At 64.5% G+C, this 15300-nt stretch carries 18 protein-coding genes and 1 tRNA gene; 9 read left to right on the forward strand and 10 right to left on the reverse strand.

The window, feature by feature from the left end; all coding sequences use genetic code 11:
* Positions 1–80 precede the first annotated feature (80 nt).
* Positions 81–356, forward strand: coding sequence for a hypothetical protein (locus tag QCE48_RS04120; protein ID WP_309785956.1), 276 nt, complete (start codon positions 81–83; stop codon positions 354–356).
* A gap of 188 nt (positions 357–544) precedes the next feature.
* On the opposite strand, the gene QCE48_RS04125 is transcribed toward QCE48_RS04120, so the two are convergent.
* Complete coding sequence (locus QCE48_RS04125) at positions 545–997, reverse strand: PA2169 family four-helix-bundle protein (protein WP_116562805.1); 453 nt, start codon at positions 995–997, stop codon at positions 545–547.
* Positions 998–1222: 225 nt separating this feature from the next.
* Here QCE48_RS04125 and QCE48_RS04130 point away from each other — a divergent pair, with 225 nt between their 5' ends.
* Positions 1223–1492 carry a hypothetical protein gene (locus QCE48_RS04130; RefSeq protein ID WP_309785955.1) on the forward strand — a complete coding sequence of 90 codons (270 nt, stop codon included), beginning with the start codon at positions 1223–1225 and terminating at the stop codon, positions 1490–1492.
* Between the two features lie 46 nt (positions 1493–1538).
* On the opposite strand, the gene QCE48_RS04135 is transcribed toward QCE48_RS04130, so the two are convergent.
* The 6 genes from QCE48_RS04135 to QCE48_RS04160 all read right to left on the reverse strand — a co-directional run bounded on the left by QCE48_RS04135 (position 1539) and on the right by QCE48_RS04160 (position 5797).
* Entirely contained in the window at positions 1539–2123 is a 585-nt protein-coding gene (locus tag QCE48_RS04135; protein ID WP_309785954.1) for a hypothetical protein, read from the reverse strand.
* A 42-nt stretch (positions 2124–2165) separates the two neighbouring features.
* Positions 2166–2504 (reverse strand): DUF1488 domain-containing protein, encoded by a 339-nt coding sequence (locus QCE48_RS04140; RefSeq protein WP_309785953.1) that lies wholly within the window; start codon positions 2502–2504, stop codon positions 2166–2168.
* A complete protein-coding gene (locus QCE48_RS04145; protein ID WP_309788274.1) occupies positions 2501–3034 on the reverse strand; it encodes a DUF4142 domain-containing protein in 534 nt (177 codons plus the stop codon). The genes QCE48_RS04140 and QCE48_RS04145 overlap by 4 nt, the downstream gene beginning before the upstream one ends.
* A gap of 89 nt (positions 3035–3123) precedes the next feature.
* Complete coding sequence (locus QCE48_RS04150) at positions 3124–3678, reverse strand: type 1 glutamine amidotransferase domain-containing protein (RefSeq protein ID WP_309785952.1); 555 nt, start codon at positions 3676–3678, stop codon at positions 3124–3126.
* 155 nt (positions 3679–3833) lie between these two features.
* Entirely contained in the window at positions 3834–5201 is a 1368-nt protein-coding gene (locus QCE48_RS04155) for an MFS transporter (RefSeq protein ID WP_309785951.1), read from the reverse strand.
* 92 nt (positions 5202–5293) lie between these two features.
* Complete coding sequence (locus tag QCE48_RS04160) at positions 5294–5797, reverse strand: YbhB/YbcL family Raf kinase inhibitor-like protein (protein WP_116562863.1); 504 nt, start codon at positions 5795–5797, stop codon at positions 5294–5296.
* 300 nt (positions 5798–6097) lie between these two features.
* Between QCE48_RS04160 and QCE48_RS04165 the strand changes: the two genes are divergently transcribed.
* Entirely contained in the window at positions 6098–7621 is a 1524-nt protein-coding gene (locus QCE48_RS04165) for a diguanylate cyclase domain-containing protein (protein WP_404982798.1), read from the forward strand.
* A 15-nt stretch (positions 7622–7636) separates the two neighbouring features.
* On the opposite strand, the gene QCE48_RS04170 is transcribed toward QCE48_RS04165, so the two are convergent.
* Positions 7637–8056 carry a hypothetical protein gene (locus QCE48_RS04170; protein ID WP_309785949.1) on the reverse strand — a complete coding sequence of 140 codons (420 nt, stop codon included), beginning with the start codon at positions 8054–8056 and terminating at the stop codon, positions 7637–7639.
* Positions 8057–8220: 164 nt separating this feature from the next.
* Here QCE48_RS04170 and QCE48_RS04175 point away from each other — a divergent pair, with 164 nt between their 5' ends.
* From QCE48_RS04175 to QCE48_RS04185, 3 genes are all read left to right on the forward strand, one after another.
* Entirely contained in the window at positions 8221–8901 is a 681-nt protein-coding gene (locus tag QCE48_RS04175; protein WP_309785948.1) for a TetR/AcrR family transcriptional regulator, read from the forward strand.
* A gap of 282 nt (positions 8902–9183) precedes the next feature.
* Complete coding sequence (locus tag QCE48_RS04180; protein WP_309788272.1) at positions 9184–11076, forward strand: TIM barrel protein; 1893 nt, start codon at positions 9184–9186, stop codon at positions 11074–11076.
* A gap of 77 nt (positions 11077–11153) precedes the next feature.
* On the forward strand, positions 11154–11318 hold the full coding sequence (locus QCE48_RS04185) for a hypothetical protein (protein WP_309785947.1): 165 nt from the start codon (positions 11154–11156) through the stop codon (positions 11316–11318).
* 24 nt (positions 11319–11342) lie between these two features.
* Here the strand turns inward: QCE48_RS04185 and QCE48_RS04190 are convergent, their stop codons facing one another.
* Positions 11343–11675 carry a hypothetical protein gene (locus tag QCE48_RS04190; RefSeq protein WP_309785946.1) on the reverse strand — a complete coding sequence of 111 codons (333 nt, stop codon included), beginning with the start codon at positions 11673–11675 and terminating at the stop codon, positions 11343–11345.
* Positions 11676–11885: 210 nt separating this feature from the next.
* Between QCE48_RS04190 and QCE48_RS04195 the strand changes: the two genes are divergently transcribed.
* Positions 11886–11960 (forward strand) — tRNA-Arg (locus QCE48_RS04195).
* A 203-nt stretch (positions 11961–12163) separates the two neighbouring features.
* On the opposite strand, the gene QCE48_RS04200 is transcribed toward QCE48_RS04195, so the two are convergent.
* The gene (locus QCE48_RS04200) at positions 12164–13372 is read right to left on the reverse strand and encodes a hypothetical protein (protein WP_309785945.1); all 1209 of its coding nucleotides are present in this window, start codon (positions 13370–13372) and stop codon (positions 12164–12166) included.
* A gap of 354 nt (positions 13373–13726) precedes the next feature.
* On the opposite strand from QCE48_RS04200, the gene QCE48_RS04205 reads away from it, so the two are divergent.
* Both QCE48_RS04205 and QCE48_RS04210 read left to right on the forward strand, forming a co-directional pair.
* Complete coding sequence (locus tag QCE48_RS04205; protein ID WP_309785944.1) at positions 13727–14527, forward strand: hypothetical protein; 801 nt, start codon at positions 13727–13729, stop codon at positions 14525–14527.
* Positions 14528–14546: 19 nt separating this feature from the next.
* Positions 14547–15290, forward strand: coding sequence for a class I SAM-dependent methyltransferase (locus QCE48_RS04210; protein ID WP_309785943.1), 744 nt, complete (start codon positions 14547–14549; stop codon positions 15288–15290).
* Positions 15291–15300 lie beyond the last annotated feature (10 nt).

The following is a 15300-nucleotide window of genomic DNA, read 5'->3' on the forward strand; positions in this document are numbered from 1 at the left end:
CACGTTGAACAGGGACGTCACTCATCGCGGTTTGGCACGGCATGTCGCCGATGCAACGGCCGCACTACAAGGAGATTCCGATGAAGAACACGAAGAAGTTTGCCTTGATCGGTGCGCTCGCGATGGTTTGCGCGGCGCCGGCGTTCGCGCAGAATGCGGGCGGCGCAGCGGGCGGCGGTCAGTCGAACGGCACGTCGGCGGGCGCCGATTCGATGAACATGGCATCGGGCGCGATGACGAAGCCATCGAAGGGCACGACGCTGCATCAGCAGAACAAGGCGCATAAGCTGAAGGGCGCGTCGGCGGCTGCGGCGGCGTCGTCGCTCGGCACGAACGACAAGGGCCAGCCGCAGTAAGTTGCGCGATTCCCCGACGAAACACGAAGCCCGGCCGCGCAAGCGGCCGGGCTTTTTTGCGTCATTCGCCCGCAGCCGATAAAAAGCCGCCACTCGCTTGCGCGAGCGGCGGCTCTGGGGGAAGCAATCAGCCGGGCCAACGAACGACCGTCGATGACGGCCGCGCCAGGCCCTTCGTCACCGGCGCATTACGACTTTGCAGCGGCGTACTGATCGCGCAGATCGCGGATGCGATCGTGATTCTGGATGACGCCCTGATACTGGCGCTCCACGACTGCGCGCACATCGGCCGGCAGATCCTTGTCGAGCGCATCGCGATAGTTCTTCTTCGCGACGTCCTCGCCGCGCTCGCATTCGGCGAGAATCGCGTGATCGTCGCGGCCCGTGACCGCCGACTTCACGTCGACCCAGCCGCGATGCAGCGCGCCTGCGACCGTGCCGCCGGTTTCGGGCGTGCCGCCCAGGCGCTGCACGACGTCCTGCAGTTCGCGCGCGCCGCGCTGGCAGTCTTCCGCGCGATTCTGGAACAGGAGCTTCAGGCTCGGGTCACGCGTATCTTCGGCTGCCTTGAGAAAGCCCTTTTCACCGTCCTTCGACGTTTCTACGAGATCATTGAGTACCGATACGATATTCGTGCTCATGTAATACCTCCTTGTTGATCGAAGTTCCCCGCAGTCAGATCCCGGTGCGGGATGCGGTCCCTTCCGCTATCGCATGCGGCGTGCCCGGTGCATGCTCATGCAGCCGACACCGCTTGCACGCGATGCGTGTTGCGCGGCACGCCGCTTGCTTTTCCGGTCGTTCGACGAAGCATCCAACAGCGCGCGGCATCGACCGCGACGCGCATAACGACTTGGGAGAATCAGATGAGCATCAACTTTCGCGAGCTGCTGATCTTCGTGGCGATCGTCACGGCAGCGCTCGTCATGCAGGTCCGGCAACACACGATGGACATGCGAGATTCGCGTGGCGAAGCGCAATCCACGCGACCCGTCGAGGGCAAGGCCTGCGATTCCGCCGGCGAGCGCCACTCGACGCACCTGCTACGCGCCACCTGCCACATGCCGCGTGAGGAACAGCCAGTCGACGAACGGAACGCGATGCCGCGCGCGCGGCGCGATCCGCTTTTCGTCTAGGACCGCAGCACAAAAAAACAAGGCCGCCCTCGGGCGGCCTTCGTGTTTATGCGCGTCGCTGCGCATACTCGCCGACAGGATGCGGCGGCTGCAGCGGATCGAAGTCGCTCCAGCGACCCTGCTGCCAGCGTCCCGACGCACGTTCGATGTCCATGCCGCCGGCCTCGCGCAGAATCGACGCCGCGTCGTCCTGCGACTCCGGCGACACATGCACGGCAACCAGCACGCCCGCGTGCCGCGCGTTTTCCTCGTTGGCCGTGGAGGTGGTCGACCCCGGCTTCGACTTGCGCGTATGGGACATCGCGCCCGCGAGCGAGCCGATATACGCACCGACGCCCGCCGCCACCGCCGACACGAGCAACGGCGCCTTGAAGACCGCGAACACCGCCGCGCCGATGACCGCGCCGATCACTGCGCCGATCGTCACGCCGCGACCGGCGCCCTTGGGCGCGGCCTGCGCGCCCGCATCGGTGCCGACGTCGCCGCCGATCGGATGCCGGGCGTGCTGCCCGCTCGGATTGACGAAAAAGAGCGTGACGTCTTCCTCGACGAAGCCGCGGGCGAAGAGCCGTTGCGCGGCGGACTCGGCGGCCGGAAATGTCTGGAAACGGCCCGCGATGATGAGCGACATGGTGCCTCCGTGTTCGAGTGGGTCAGGTAGAGGGCGGTGCGCCTATTTCGGTTCCATGCCCGCGACGCGAAAGAGGCCGCTGCGCAGCACGACCGGCTCTCCGCCGTTCTCGTCGAGCGCTTCGGCACAGACCGCGCGGATGCGCGGCCGGCCCTGTTCGTAGGCAGGCATCAGGTCCTCCTCGCGCGCGGAGGCCGCGGCGAAATGGTCCTCCAGCGCCTCGGCGGAAATCGAGCAGACGACCGGCTGGCCGTCGACGAGTGCGGTGAAATTGATCACCAGGTCGACGCCGTCGAAAACGGGCGGATCTTCCGCGAAGGTGATGTGCATGGTCGAGTCCTCATAGGCCGGACGATGGGAGAAAGCGGGAAGGGCGCTCATGTCTTGGCCTTCGCGAGCTGCTGCGCCATCTGGTAGTGGTGCTCGATGATCGGCAGCGCCTTGGCCGCGGCGCCTTTCAGCTGCGCGTCGTTGCCGTTCTCGCTTTCCTGCTTGAAGAGCTCGACGGCCTTCTGATGGCCGCCGACCGCCACCTTTTCAATATATGCCTTGTCGAAGTCGGCGCCTTGAAGATTTTGCAGGCTGCCGACCACCGACGAATCCGCGCTCGCCGGCGCGGTGATGCCGTGGCGCTTCGCGACGACGTCGAGATTGCGCGCGAGTTTGGTGTGGTCCGCGATCATGCGCTCGGCGAAGCGCTTGACCTGCGCATCGCTCGATTTCGAGAGCGCGAGCTTGCTCGCGGCGATTTCGGTGGCGCCGGCCGTGCCGGCGTCCTGCACGAACTGCTGGTCGGTCGCCGACAGTTTCTCCGATGCCGCGCTCGCCGGGGCGTTCTGCGCGGACGCGAGCGGCACGAGCCCGGCTGCGAGTGCGAGCGCCGCGACGCTCTTCTTCACCCAGCCGCGCATCGACGGCTGCGCCGTGGACGGTGTTTCACGTCGGCGGTTAAAAGCGGAATGGTTCGGCATGCATCCTCCTGTTCCTGCGATTTTCACGCTCACGCGGCCTGTTTAGCCTTTACGAGCGCGTCGATCAGCGCCTTGCTGAAGGCGGGCAGGTCGTCGGGCTTGCGGCTTGTGATCAGATTGCCGTCGATCTGCACTTCCTGATCGACCCAGCTTCCGCCCGCATTGCGGATGTCGTCCTGCAGGCTCGGCCAGCTCGTCATCGTGCGGCCCGAGACGATGCCCGCCGAGATCGGCAGCCAGCCGCCGTGGCAGATCACCGCAATCGGCTTTTTCGCCTGATTCATGGCTTTGACGAAGCCCTGCGCCTGCGCGTCGAGACGGATCGCGTCGCCGTTCACGACGCCGCCCGGCAGCACGAGCGCGTCGTAATCCGACGCCTTGACCTGATCGAACGTGGCATCGACCGCGACGGTGTCGCCTTTGTCGACGTGCTTGAACCCTTGGATCTGTCCCGGTTTTTGCGAGATCACGTGGACCTCGACGCCGGCTTCTTTCAGCGCGCGCTGCGGCTCGACGAGTTCGGCCTGTTCGAAGCCGTCGACCGCGAGAATCGCGACCTTGCAATCATTGAGCGAAGTAGCCATGAAAACACTCTCCTTGTTGCTGGGTAAGCCTGTGGGACGGGTTCCGGGCGTGCGGAACCCCCGACTCGACGGCAGCAAGGGGTGTGCCCAGCAGAGCGGGCAGCCGACGCGGGGTGCGTGGCGTGCGTGTGCGCGTGGGCGGGACGCGCGTGCGCTCAGACGGCTTCAGCGCGGCGTTTGCCCGCGAGCCGCATGAGGCTCACGATCGCGGCCGCCGCCGCGAACGCCGCCGCCGCGTACAGCGTGATGACCGCGCCATGCTGCGGCGCGACGCCGAAGATCAGCGCGACGAGCGCGGCGCCGAGCGTCTGTCCGGAGAGGCGCGCCGTGCCGAGCATGCCGCTCGCGCCGCCGCTGCGATGACGCGGCGCGGAAGACAGCATCTGCCTGTTGTTCGGCGACTGGAAGAGCCCGAAGCCGAGTCCGCAGACGGCCATCCGCCAGGCGATGTCGACGGGCGCCGGATGCATGCCCGTGGTCGCGAGCAGCAGGAGTCCGCCGGTCAGGATCGCAAGCCCGATGCCGCCGAGGATGCCCGCCGAGTAGCGATCCGCGAGCACGCCCGCGAGCGGCGCGACGAACACGATGACGAGCGGCCACGGCGTCATCAGGAAACCTGTCTGGACCTGCGTCATGCCGAAACCGTCCTGCAGCAGGAACGGCAGCGAGACGAACGCTAGCATCTGCGCGACGAACGAACAGAACGACGTCGCGACGGAGAGCGCGAACACCGGAATGCGCATCAGGTCGACGGGCAGAAGCGGCGCGCGCTGCGTCAGCTGGCGGCGCACGAAGAAATAGCCGATCACGCCCGCCACCAGAAATTCGGCGATCACATAAGGGCGGTGCTCGCCGTGACCGAGGCCGTCGACGGCCGTGATCGCGAAGCCGAAGAAGAGCGCATTCATCAGCGCGCTCACGTAGTCGTAAGGTTCGCGATGGCCCGGCGTGCGCGGCAGCGCGTGCGTGCAGATCGCGAGCGCGGCAAGTCCGATCGGCACGTTGATCGCGAAGAGCCACGGCCACGGCGCGACGGCAAGCACGCCCGAGGCGACGGTCGGCCCGATCACCGAGGAAATCGCGACGACCGTCGCGTTGATGGAGACGCCGCGGCCGAGCTGGTCCGGCGGATAGATCATGCGCACGAGCGCCGTATTGACGCTCATGATGCCGGCCGCGCCGAAGCCCTGGATCACGCGCGCGACGGTCAGCGTCAGAAGCGAGTTCGACAGCGCGCAGCCGAACGACGCGAGCGTGAAGAGCGCGAGCCCGGTCATGTAGATGCGCCGGTAGCCGATGCGGTCGCCGAGCGAGGCGAGCGGCAAGAGCGAGATGGTGATCGTGAGCTGGTAGGCGTTGACGACCCAGATCGAATCGGCGGGCGCCGCGTTCAGCGTGCGGGCGATGGTCGGCAGCGCGACGTTGGCAATGGCGCCGTCGAGCACCGCGAGCGTGATGCCGAGCGCGATGACGAGGATCGCCCAGAAGCGTTGCGGATACGGCAGACCTTGTTCTGCTTCCATCGATCGGGGCGTCGGGCGGCGTGGAGCGTGGATGAAGCGCGCGGCAGGCCTCGCGGGCCGCCGCACGTCGCGGATCGCGTCAATTCATCGCGTCACTTCAGTTCGTACAGACCCGTGTAGGTCGCCGAATCGATTTCGTTCAGATGCACCATGAAGCGCGCGACCGCGTTGGTCGCGCCGGCGTCGAGCGCGAGATTGCCCGCCTGCAACGCGTGGATGCGGAAGATGTAGCGATGCGTCTTGTCGCCGCGCGGCGGCGCCGCTCCGCCGAAGCCGACCGTGCCGTAGTCGTTCCTCAACTGCAGCGCGCCCGCGGGCAGGAGGCTGCCGTCCGCCTTGCCGGCATTGCGCGGCAGCGACCGGACATCGGCCGGAATGTTGACGATCACCCAGTGCCAGAAACCGCTGCCGGTGGGCGCGTCGGGGTCGTAGACGGTGAGCGCGAAGCTCTGCGTATCGGCGGGCGGGTCTTCCCACTGCAACGCGGGCGAAATGTTCTCGCCCGCTCCGCCGAAGGCTTGCTGATCGAATTCCTGCGACTTCGTCATGAAGCCGTTCGCGGGAAACTCGTCGGACCAGATGCGGAAATCAGCCATGAGAATCTTGCCTCCATTCAACAGGTTGAAATAAGCGGCGCACGGCGCCCGCCCGGATGTTTCGCGCCCTGCCGCAGCAAACATGCCCGGCGGAGCGCACAGGTGAAGCGAGGCGGGACAGGGCGCGAAGGGCTCGTCGAGTGTAGCATCCGGCCCCGCTTAACGACGCGTCGCGCGACGCACGGCAGACCCGCGGCGGCCACGGAACCGGCGCTGAAAAATGACGGGCTAGAATATTGAGATAAACACGATGAATACGTCGAGATAAATACGGAACCGGCGCGAGCCGGATTAACGACCATGCCTAATGACGAGCGGCGCGCCGTCCGCGCAGCCATCCAGCCATCCGAGCGGCCCAATGCCGACGGGAGCGCCCCCGCCGACGACGCCGACATGTTCGATCTCGCGCCCGTGTCGCTCTGGCTCGAGGACTTCAGCGCCGTGCGCGAACTGTTCGAAAGCTGGCGCGCGGCCGGCGTCACCGACCTGCGCGCGCATCTCGCCGAAGACCCGGCGCGTATCGCCGCGTGTTCGTCGCGCATCCGTGTGATCAAGGTGAACCGGCGCACGCTGTCGCTTTTCGGCGCGAAGGACGTCGATCATCTCATGCAGAACCTCGCCTGCGTGTTTCGCGACGACATGCTCGCGACCCACGTCGACGAGCTCGAACAACTGTGGGCCGGCAAGCCGCAGTTCGTGAGCCAGACGGTGAATTACGCGCTCGACGGCCGGCGGCTCGACGTGCTGCTCAAGGCGGTGATTCTGCCGGGCCACGAATCGCGCTGGGACCGCGTGCTCGTCACGATCGAGGACATCACCGAACTCGAAGGTGTGCGCCGCCGCGCGGCCGAGAGCGAACTCTATGCGCGCGGGCTCTTCGAGCATTCGCCGGTATCGCTGTGGGTGGAGGATTTCAGTTCCGTGAAGGCGCTGCTCGACGACGTGCGCGAGCGCGGCATCGTCGATTTCCGGACGTTCACGAACGTGCATCCGGAGTTCGTCGAGCGCTGCATGCAGGAAATTCACGTGCTCGACGTCAACCAGCACACGCTCAGGATGTTCGCCGCGCCCGACAAGCCGACGCTCTTCGCGAACCTCCAGACCATCTTTCGCGACGACATGCAGCATCATTTCCAGGAACAGCTGATCGACCTATGGGATCACAAGCTGTTTCACCAGCGCGAAGTGATGAACTATTCGCTCGACGGCGCCGAGCTGCACGTGCACCTGCAGTTTTCGGTGTTTCCGGGCCACGAGCGCGACTGGGATCTCGTGCTCGTCGCGCTGACCGACATCACCGCGCGCAAGAAGGCGGAGGCGTACCTCGAATTCCTCGGCAAGCACGACGTGCTGACGAAGCTCAAGAACCGTTCGTTCTGCATCGACGAAATCAACCGGCTGGAGCGCAAGGGCCCGTACCCGGTGACGGCGATCGCGGTCGACGTGAACGGACTGAAGAGCGTGAACGACCAGCTGGGCCACGCCGCCGGCGACGCACTGCTGCGCCCCGCAGGCGAGGTGCTCGGCAAGGCGCTGGAAAAGCCGTTCCAGGCGGCGCGCATCGGCGGCGACGAATTCGTCGTGCTGCTGCCGGGCACCGACGAGCGCGGCGGCGAGGCGGTCATGGACAGCATCCGCCAGCTGGTGGAGGTGAACAATCAATTCTACTCGGGCATGCCGCTCAGTTTCGCGATGGGCGCGGCGACCGCGCAGGAGGGCGAGCGGCTGGAAGCGATGCTGCATCGCGCGGACACGGTCATGTACGCCGAAAAGCGCGCCCATTACGACAATTCGCAGAACGACCGGCGCGCGCAGCGGGACTAGCCGGGCGCGTGTTCGCTACTTGCCGTTCGTCACTTCGTCGATGCCGCGGTTGAGCGCCGGGCAGGCTTCGTGGATTTCTTTCGCGTATTCGGCGGGATCGGTCGACTTGAGGCGCGCGAAGCGGTCGACGGCCGATTGCGCTTCGGTGTAGCCGAGCTTCCAGGCGCCGTCGAAGTCGGGCGCGGCGGCGAAGTTCTGCCGGGCCGCCGTCTTGAAGCGCTCGATTTTCGCGGCATCGATATGGCAGACGTCCGCGGCGCCGCGCGCGATATTGCCGCAGGTGCGCGCGCCTTCCATCGCGAGGCTCTGGGGCGAGGGTGCCTGCTGTTGCGCCTGCTGCTGCACGCGTTCATGCGCTTCTGCGCACGCCGCGAGCGGCGCGGCGAAGGCGCTGGCGGCAACGATCACGCCGGTCAGAACGGTCTTGAGCGTCATGCGATTCCTTGTGGTTTGCCGCGCGAATTATAGGCGAACGGCCGGGCGGGCGAGGGCGTCTGCGTGGCCGGAAAGGGCGGCTGAAATCACGGCCGGACGTGCGTTTTCACCGTGCTAGAATCGATTTTCACATGCCGCTTTCAGCTAAAAATTTGACCAGAACAATGAAAAAAGCAAGTAAGGCTGCGACGCCCGGCAGTGCTGCGCCTTCGCCGGAGACGCGGCGCAAGTACGATCCGGAGGAGACCAAGCGCAATATCCTCGAAATCGCCAAGCAGGAGTTCTCGGCGATGGGGCTGGCAGGCGCGCGCGTCGACGCCATCGCGGAGCGCACCAACACCACCAAGCGGATGCTGTATTACTACTTCGGCAGCAAGGAAGGGTTGTACGAAGCCGTGCTGGAGCAGGTCTACGGCGACATCCGCGCGCTCGAGCAGGAACTGCAGCTGGGCGAGATGGAGCCCAAAGCGGCGCTGCGCCATTTCGTCGAATTCGCGTTCGACTATCACGACAAGCATCGCGATTTCGTGCGCCTCGTCACGATCGAAAACGTGCACGCGGCGAAGTACATCGAACAATCGAAAACCTTCAAGAACCGCAATTCGAGCGTCGTGCGCACGATCGAAGACCTGATCGCGCGCGGCGTCGCGGCAGGGGAATTCCGCGACGACGTCGATCCGATCGACCTGCATCTGATGATCAGTTCCTTCTGTTTTCACCGCGTCGCGAACCGGCATACCTGGGGCGCGGCGTTCGGGCGCGATCCTTCCGGGCCGCGCTCGCGCGTGCGGCATCGCGAGATGATCGTCGATGCGGTGTTGCGGTTCATGCGCCGCGACGGCTGAAACGAGTGCAGGAAACGGCGGCTTCGGCCGCCGTTTTGCTTTTTTGCGCGCTTCATGGCGAAGCGCTGCTGCGCTGCGACAGAAACGCGTGTCGGTACTTGTCCGAATTTGTACGATCTAGTTAGTTTCCTGTACCATCGCCGGGCAGGATCGAGAATATCGAATGCGAACGCCGTGGCCGCTTCGCGCGTCCTGTGGGATTGGCCTACACTGGACGGGTCTTGCAGGCCTGGTCGCTACGCATTTCCACTGCATTACAAGGAGGCAGCGATGCTGCGTTCCATCCGGACTTCCATCGCGACGGTCTCGATCAGCGGCACGCTGGTCGAGAAGCTGAACGCGATCCGCGCGGCAGGTTTCGACGGCGTCGAGATCTTCGAGAACGATCTGCTCTATTTCGACGGCACGCCCGCCGACGTGCGGCGCATCTGCGCGGACCTGGGTCTCGCCGTCTACCTGTTCCAGCCGTTTCGCGACTTCGAGGGCGTCTCGCCCGAGCGCCTCGCGCGCAATGTCGAGCGCGCGAAGCGCAAGTTCGAGCTGATGCACGAACTTGGCACGGATCGCATGCTGGCGTGCAGCAACGTGTCGCCGGAGACGATCGCTGACGATGCGCTGATTGCCGACCAGCTCGGCGTGCTCGCGCGCGCGGCCGAAGAGGCGGGCGTGATCGTCGGCTACGAGGCGCTCGCGTGGGGCCGGCACGTGAACTCGTACAAGCACGCGTGGCGGCTCGTCGATGCCGTCGATCATCCGAATCTGGGCCTCGTGCTCGACAGCTTCCATACGCTGTCGATCCGCGATTCCGTCGACGAAATCGCGTCGATTCCGGGCGGGAAGATCGCGTTCGTGCAGATCGCCGACGCGCCCGTGCTCGCGATGGACGTGCTCGAATGGAGCCGCCATTACCGCTGCTTCCCGGGCCAGGGTGCGTTCGACGTCGCCACCTTCACGGCGCGCGTGCTCGAAGCGGGTTATACGGGGCCGCTGTCGCTCGAAATCTTCAACGACGGCTTTCGCGCCGCGCCGACCAACGTCACCGCCGCAGACGGCCATCGGTCGCTGCGCTTTCTCGAAGAACAGACGCGCGCGGTGCTCGGCGACAAGGCGTCCGACATCCTCTTCGATCCGCCCGCGCCGCCCGCGCACATCGGCTTCCAGTTCCTCGAATTTGCCGTCGACGACGCGACGCGCGGCGAAGTCGCCGGCTGGCTCGGCAAGCTCGGCTTCCGGCTCGCGGGTCGGCATCGCTCGAAGGATGTCACGCTGTATCGGCACGGGTCCGGCTCGATCGTGCTGAACGCCGAGATGGATTCGTTCGCGAGCGCGTTTTTCCAGCAGCACGGGTTGTCGCTGTGCGCATCGGCGTTTCGCGTCGACGACGCCAAATGCGCGTTCGAGCGCGCCGCCGCCTACGGCTACACGCCGTTTTCGGGGCGCGTCGGCCCGAACGAGCGCGTGCTGCCCGGCGTGCAGGCGCCCGACGGCAGCCTCGAATATTTCGTCGATGAAGCGCCCGGCGCGCCGACGCTGTGGGAATCGGACTTCATCCTGACCGACATCGACGGGCCGTATGAAGTCGGGCCGCTCGAACGCATCGATCACGTGTGTTTGTCGCTGCCGGCCGACGCGCTCGACACCTGGGTGCTGTTCTTTCGCACCGCGTTCGGCTTCGAGACCGAGCCGAGTGTGCTCGTGCCCGATCCCTACGGGCTCGTGCGCAGCCGCGCCGTGCGAAGCCGCGACGGTTCGGTGCGCATCGCGCTGAACGCGTCGGTGGACCGCTACACGGCGGTGGTGGAATCGCTCGCGACGTATCGCGGCTCCGGCCTGAACCACGTGGCGTTCAGCACGCCCGATATCTTCGATGCGATTCCGCGTCTTGCCGCGGACGGCGTCCAGTTCCTGCGCATTCCGCGCAATTACTACGACGATCTGGCGGCGCGCTACTCGCTGCCCGACGAGCAGATCGACGCGATGCGCGAGCACAATATCCTCTACGACCGCGACGAGCGCGGCGGCGAGTTTTTTCACGCTTATACGGAACAGCTCGATCAGCGGTTCTTCCTGGAGATCATCGAGCGGCGAGGCGGCTATGACGGCTACGGTGCAGCGAACGCGGCGGTTCGGCTCGCGGCGCACGCGCAGTTGCAGAAGGCGCGGCGCGGAGCCTGAGGCGTTTGAAGGCGGGTCGGGCGGCGGCCTTCTGACCTATGATGAAAGCATGGCTGCAATCGGACGAGGAGGGCGCCATGTATGACTTCTCCAGCCTGTTGGCCGGGCTTGCCGCGCTGCTGGCCGTGGCGATCGTCGCATGTGCCCACGACTGGCGCGACGAACACTGCCAGCGCTTGCTGATGCGCCCCGCGGCGCACCCTCATTTAATGCGCGACTGGTGGATACGGCACCGGCATTAGAGCGCACTGGCTTGTCGACTGCACTCAGGCGCTGCGCGGCTTCCTGACGCGGACGGCATCGGCGGTTGTCTCGGCTGCATTCGCCGCACGCGAGCGTTCTTCGTCCCGTTGCCGCTCGGCGGTTTCGAAGGCGTCGATCCGCAGATAGAGCCGGTGGACCGTCTGGATTTGCGTGTGCGACAGGTGCGACGCGCGCGTGACCTCCGCGAGCCGCTCGCGCCAGTACCGCGGCGGCAGGATCGGACCGCCGAAATCGCATTCGAGCGAGCGCGCCAGCACCAGTTCGAGGTGCGTGAGGTCCTGGTCTGCCAACAGCGCCGAAAACGCGCCTTGAGGCTTGGTATCGGGGTGGTCCATCACTGTCTATCGGCGGCGACGGCGCATGCTTGATCAGTACTTTCCCTTAAGCCGTTTGTTTTCTCGCAAGCCGGATGGCGCATGACGGTGTTTGATATACTCTGCGCTCGCTGGCGATGCCTGTCAGAGCCAGCGCCGGCGCTTCGTTTAGGAAGAAGCATCGAAGCCGGCTGCACACATTGATCCCGCGCCGCTCGCGCGACCGGATCGCTCCCCGTAGTTCAATGGATAGAACGAGTGCCTCCTAAGCGCTAGATGCAGGTTCGATTCCTGCCGGGGGGACCAGGGTGTTGAATACGTGCGTGTGAAGAGGCCCGCAGAGATTTCCGGGTCTCAAACAAAAGACCTTCGCAAATGCATGCAGTCCGGCGCGAACCGAGGTCTATTTGTGGAGAATGGCCTCCCGTTGCAACGTAAGGGACCCGCGTGAGGCCCTTCCGGCGTGATCTGCGTTCGGCCAAGGCCCCACTTGAGCGATCCGCCGGTTGCTAGTCGACTGTTACGCGAAGTGAGCTGAGCAATGACGAAGTCCAGGCGTAGGCGTCGCTTCTTAACGCGAGCGAAGGAACTCCGCTACGGACGAGCACTCCCCCACGGGTCGTGCCAATAAAAAAGAATTCCTCGTCCAATATGACTTGAGCTGTGACCGCCTTATCGCCCTGCATGGACGCTGTCGGTAGCACCATCTGAGTGCGCAGATACCAGACATTGCCTTTCTTTTGAGTCGCAACGACTTTGAGCGATCCCCCAGCGAAAGTGGACAGTTGTAGCCGCGAGAGAAGCGCATCAACCAGCAGGAATCCGGCAAGGTCCTCACGCGAAGTTGCCGACAGGGCGTCCAGAACGCCCTGCTCTAAATCGGACTTTTGAAGGACCTCGTTTTTTGCGGCCGCTAGTGGCGCCGCATTCGTCGCCGAAGCGTTTTTATCCTTTCCGCCATCCGCCGTGCGGAGTTGATCCAGTACTGCAATTGATTTAGCTATCTCGGCAGCCTCGGGCGGCTTTTCTGCGAAAATACCCTTAATCTGTTTAAGCGCATCATTAACATAGGCCTGATCTATTCCCATTATAAAAAGGTAGGGGTGAAATTGAAACTTGTCGTTGCCCAGCATCTGAGTGAATGCCGACGGTGCAAGTTGCGACGTGATCACCTCGGAACTTTTCCAGAGGAATCCCTTGTATTTGACCGTTACCGGAAGAGCTTGTCCAACGGCATCAACCATCTTGCGGGCGCTGTCACCGAACATAGAGATGGCCACATCGAGCTGCGTCGCCGCGCTGCCGGTCCAGGTTCCGGATGCGGGAACTGAGACAAAAAAGTATCCCGAATCAAAACTCGAATACGAGGCCGGAAGTGCATTAACGTCCGAAGCCGTAATTGGTATCCGAAGGACGTCAAGATAGAGCTTCGTATCGCCGACACGCCGTTCTATAGACGCCAACCGCAAACTTAAATCCGATATCTTTGCCTCGAATTTTGCACTGGTGGAACTCAGTTCGGTTTTGAATTGAATGTCCTGTAAATGATCGGACTCTTTCCAAAACCAACCGATGACACCTGCCGTCAACGTTGCTGCGGCGATTACTACGCCTGCCAGGACCGCCAGTGGATGGTTTTCTATTGTCGCCTTTAGCTTGCCTGGTGAAGGCTGCGCTTGCGGATCAGTCTCACTGACAAATTTCCTCTGCCTGTTCATTTTTGTCTCCAGCCAGCGAGTTGACCGTTCCATTCCATAGAAGACTATGTTAGGACGTCCAACGGGCGCCATCGGACAAATTAAATACTGCGACGCGAAAATGTGCACTTGTCAGTAGACGGTCCGTCTGAGTCCAATCCGCATGACATGGAAGTATTAGGTCCTTGAAAGGGACGGGGCCCGATTATGAAAGTTCTGTAGTTGGTGTGGGACTGTCAAAGCCTTGAAGTTTCCTCGCCTCCTCGCTCATCCCGCAGCCCCTCCTCAAAACGCGCGTTGCACGCACGCCTCGCCGCGCCCCCGCCGATCATGCGACACTCCGCCCGTCGCCCTTCGATCCGTCCGTGAATCGCCATGACCGAAATCGAATCCGCCGCGCTCGTTTTCGTCCTGCTTCTCGCCAGCACCGCCGTCGGCGCCATCGTCCGGCCGCTCCTGCCCGAAGAGCACAAGGCGCAGGAAACCGTGCAGCTCGTGCAGCTCGTCGTCGGCATGCTGGTGACGTTCGCGGCACTGGTGCTCGGGCTGCTGACGGCATCGGCGAAAACCGTCTTCGATACGACCAACAACGACATCCGCACCTACGCCTCCTCGCTGATCCAGCTCGATCATGCGCTGCGCGAATACGGCCCGGACGCCGATGGCGCCCGCACGCTGCTGCGCAGCTACACCGCCGCCGCGATCGCGAGCACCTGGCCGAACGAGACGCCGCCGCCGGGCGACTATCCGAAAATCGCCGGCAACCAGCCGCGCACCGACAATCTCGACAGCCCCATGCTCGGCGCGATGCTCGATCGCGGCCAGTTGTTCGTGCGCCAGCTCGAACCGCGCGACTCGTTTCACGTCAACCTGGCCGCCGAGAATCTCGCGCGCTTCGAGCGCCTCATCGCGCAGCGCTGGAAGCTGATCGAAGAGGCGCACGGCTCGATTTCGTATCCGTTCGACCGGATCCTGATCGGCTGGCTGATGATCATCTTTCTGTGTTTCGGGCTGATCGCGCCGCGCAATGCGCTTTCGCTCGTGACGATCACGCTCGGCGCGCTCTCGATCGCGCTCACCGTGCTCGTGATCTTCGACCTCGACACGCCGTTCTCCGGCCCGATCATGATCGCGAGCCAGCCGATGCGCGAGGCGCTCGCGTACCTGAGCCGCTAGCCCCACGCCGATGCCACAGATGCTCTATACCGATCCGCGCCTCGTTGCGCTTTACGATGCGCTCAATCCCGCCGGCCCCGACACGGCGTTCTATCTGCAGCTCGCGCAGGGCGCGGCGCGCATCGCCGATTTGGGCTGCGGGACGGGGCTGCTCGCCTGCGCGCTCGCGCAGCAGGGACACCGGGTGACCGGGATTGATCCGTCGCGCGAGATGCTGCGGGTCGCGCGCAAGCGTGCGGATGGCGACGAAGTCACCTGGATCGAAGGCGATGCGAGGGCGCTCGCGTTCGCCGGCCCGATGGATCTCGTGCTGATGACGAGTCATGTGGCGCAGGTTTTTCTCGACGATGACGTGTTGCTCGATACGCTTCGCGCCGCGCGCTACGCGTTGCGCAACGGCGGGCGGATCGCGTTCGACAGCCGCGATCCGGCAGCGCGCGCGTGGGAGCGATGGACGAAGACGGAATCGGTGCGGCGTATTGAGGTGGCGGGCGTCGGCGGCGTGGAAGTGTGGCAGGAACGCATCGACGCGCCCGATCCGCGAGACGCGCTATCGGACGGCCGGGTGCGCTTCAATACGCATTACCGGTTCGAATCGACGGGGGAGACGCTGGTCGCGGCGAGCGAACTGCGCTTTCGCGACCAGGACGAACTCTCGGACCTGCTGACGAAGGCCGGCTTCGGAGCGGTCCAGTGGTTTGGCGACTGGGACGGCTCGGGCGTCAGCGCGGCAAGCCGCGAACTGATCGCGGTGACTTCTTAAGCGGCGGAAA

Source organism: Caballeronia sp. LZ024, from assembly GCF_031451455.1.
Classification (GTDB): domain Bacteria; phylum Pseudomonadota; class Gammaproteobacteria; order Burkholderiales; family Burkholderiaceae; genus Caballeronia; species Caballeronia telluris.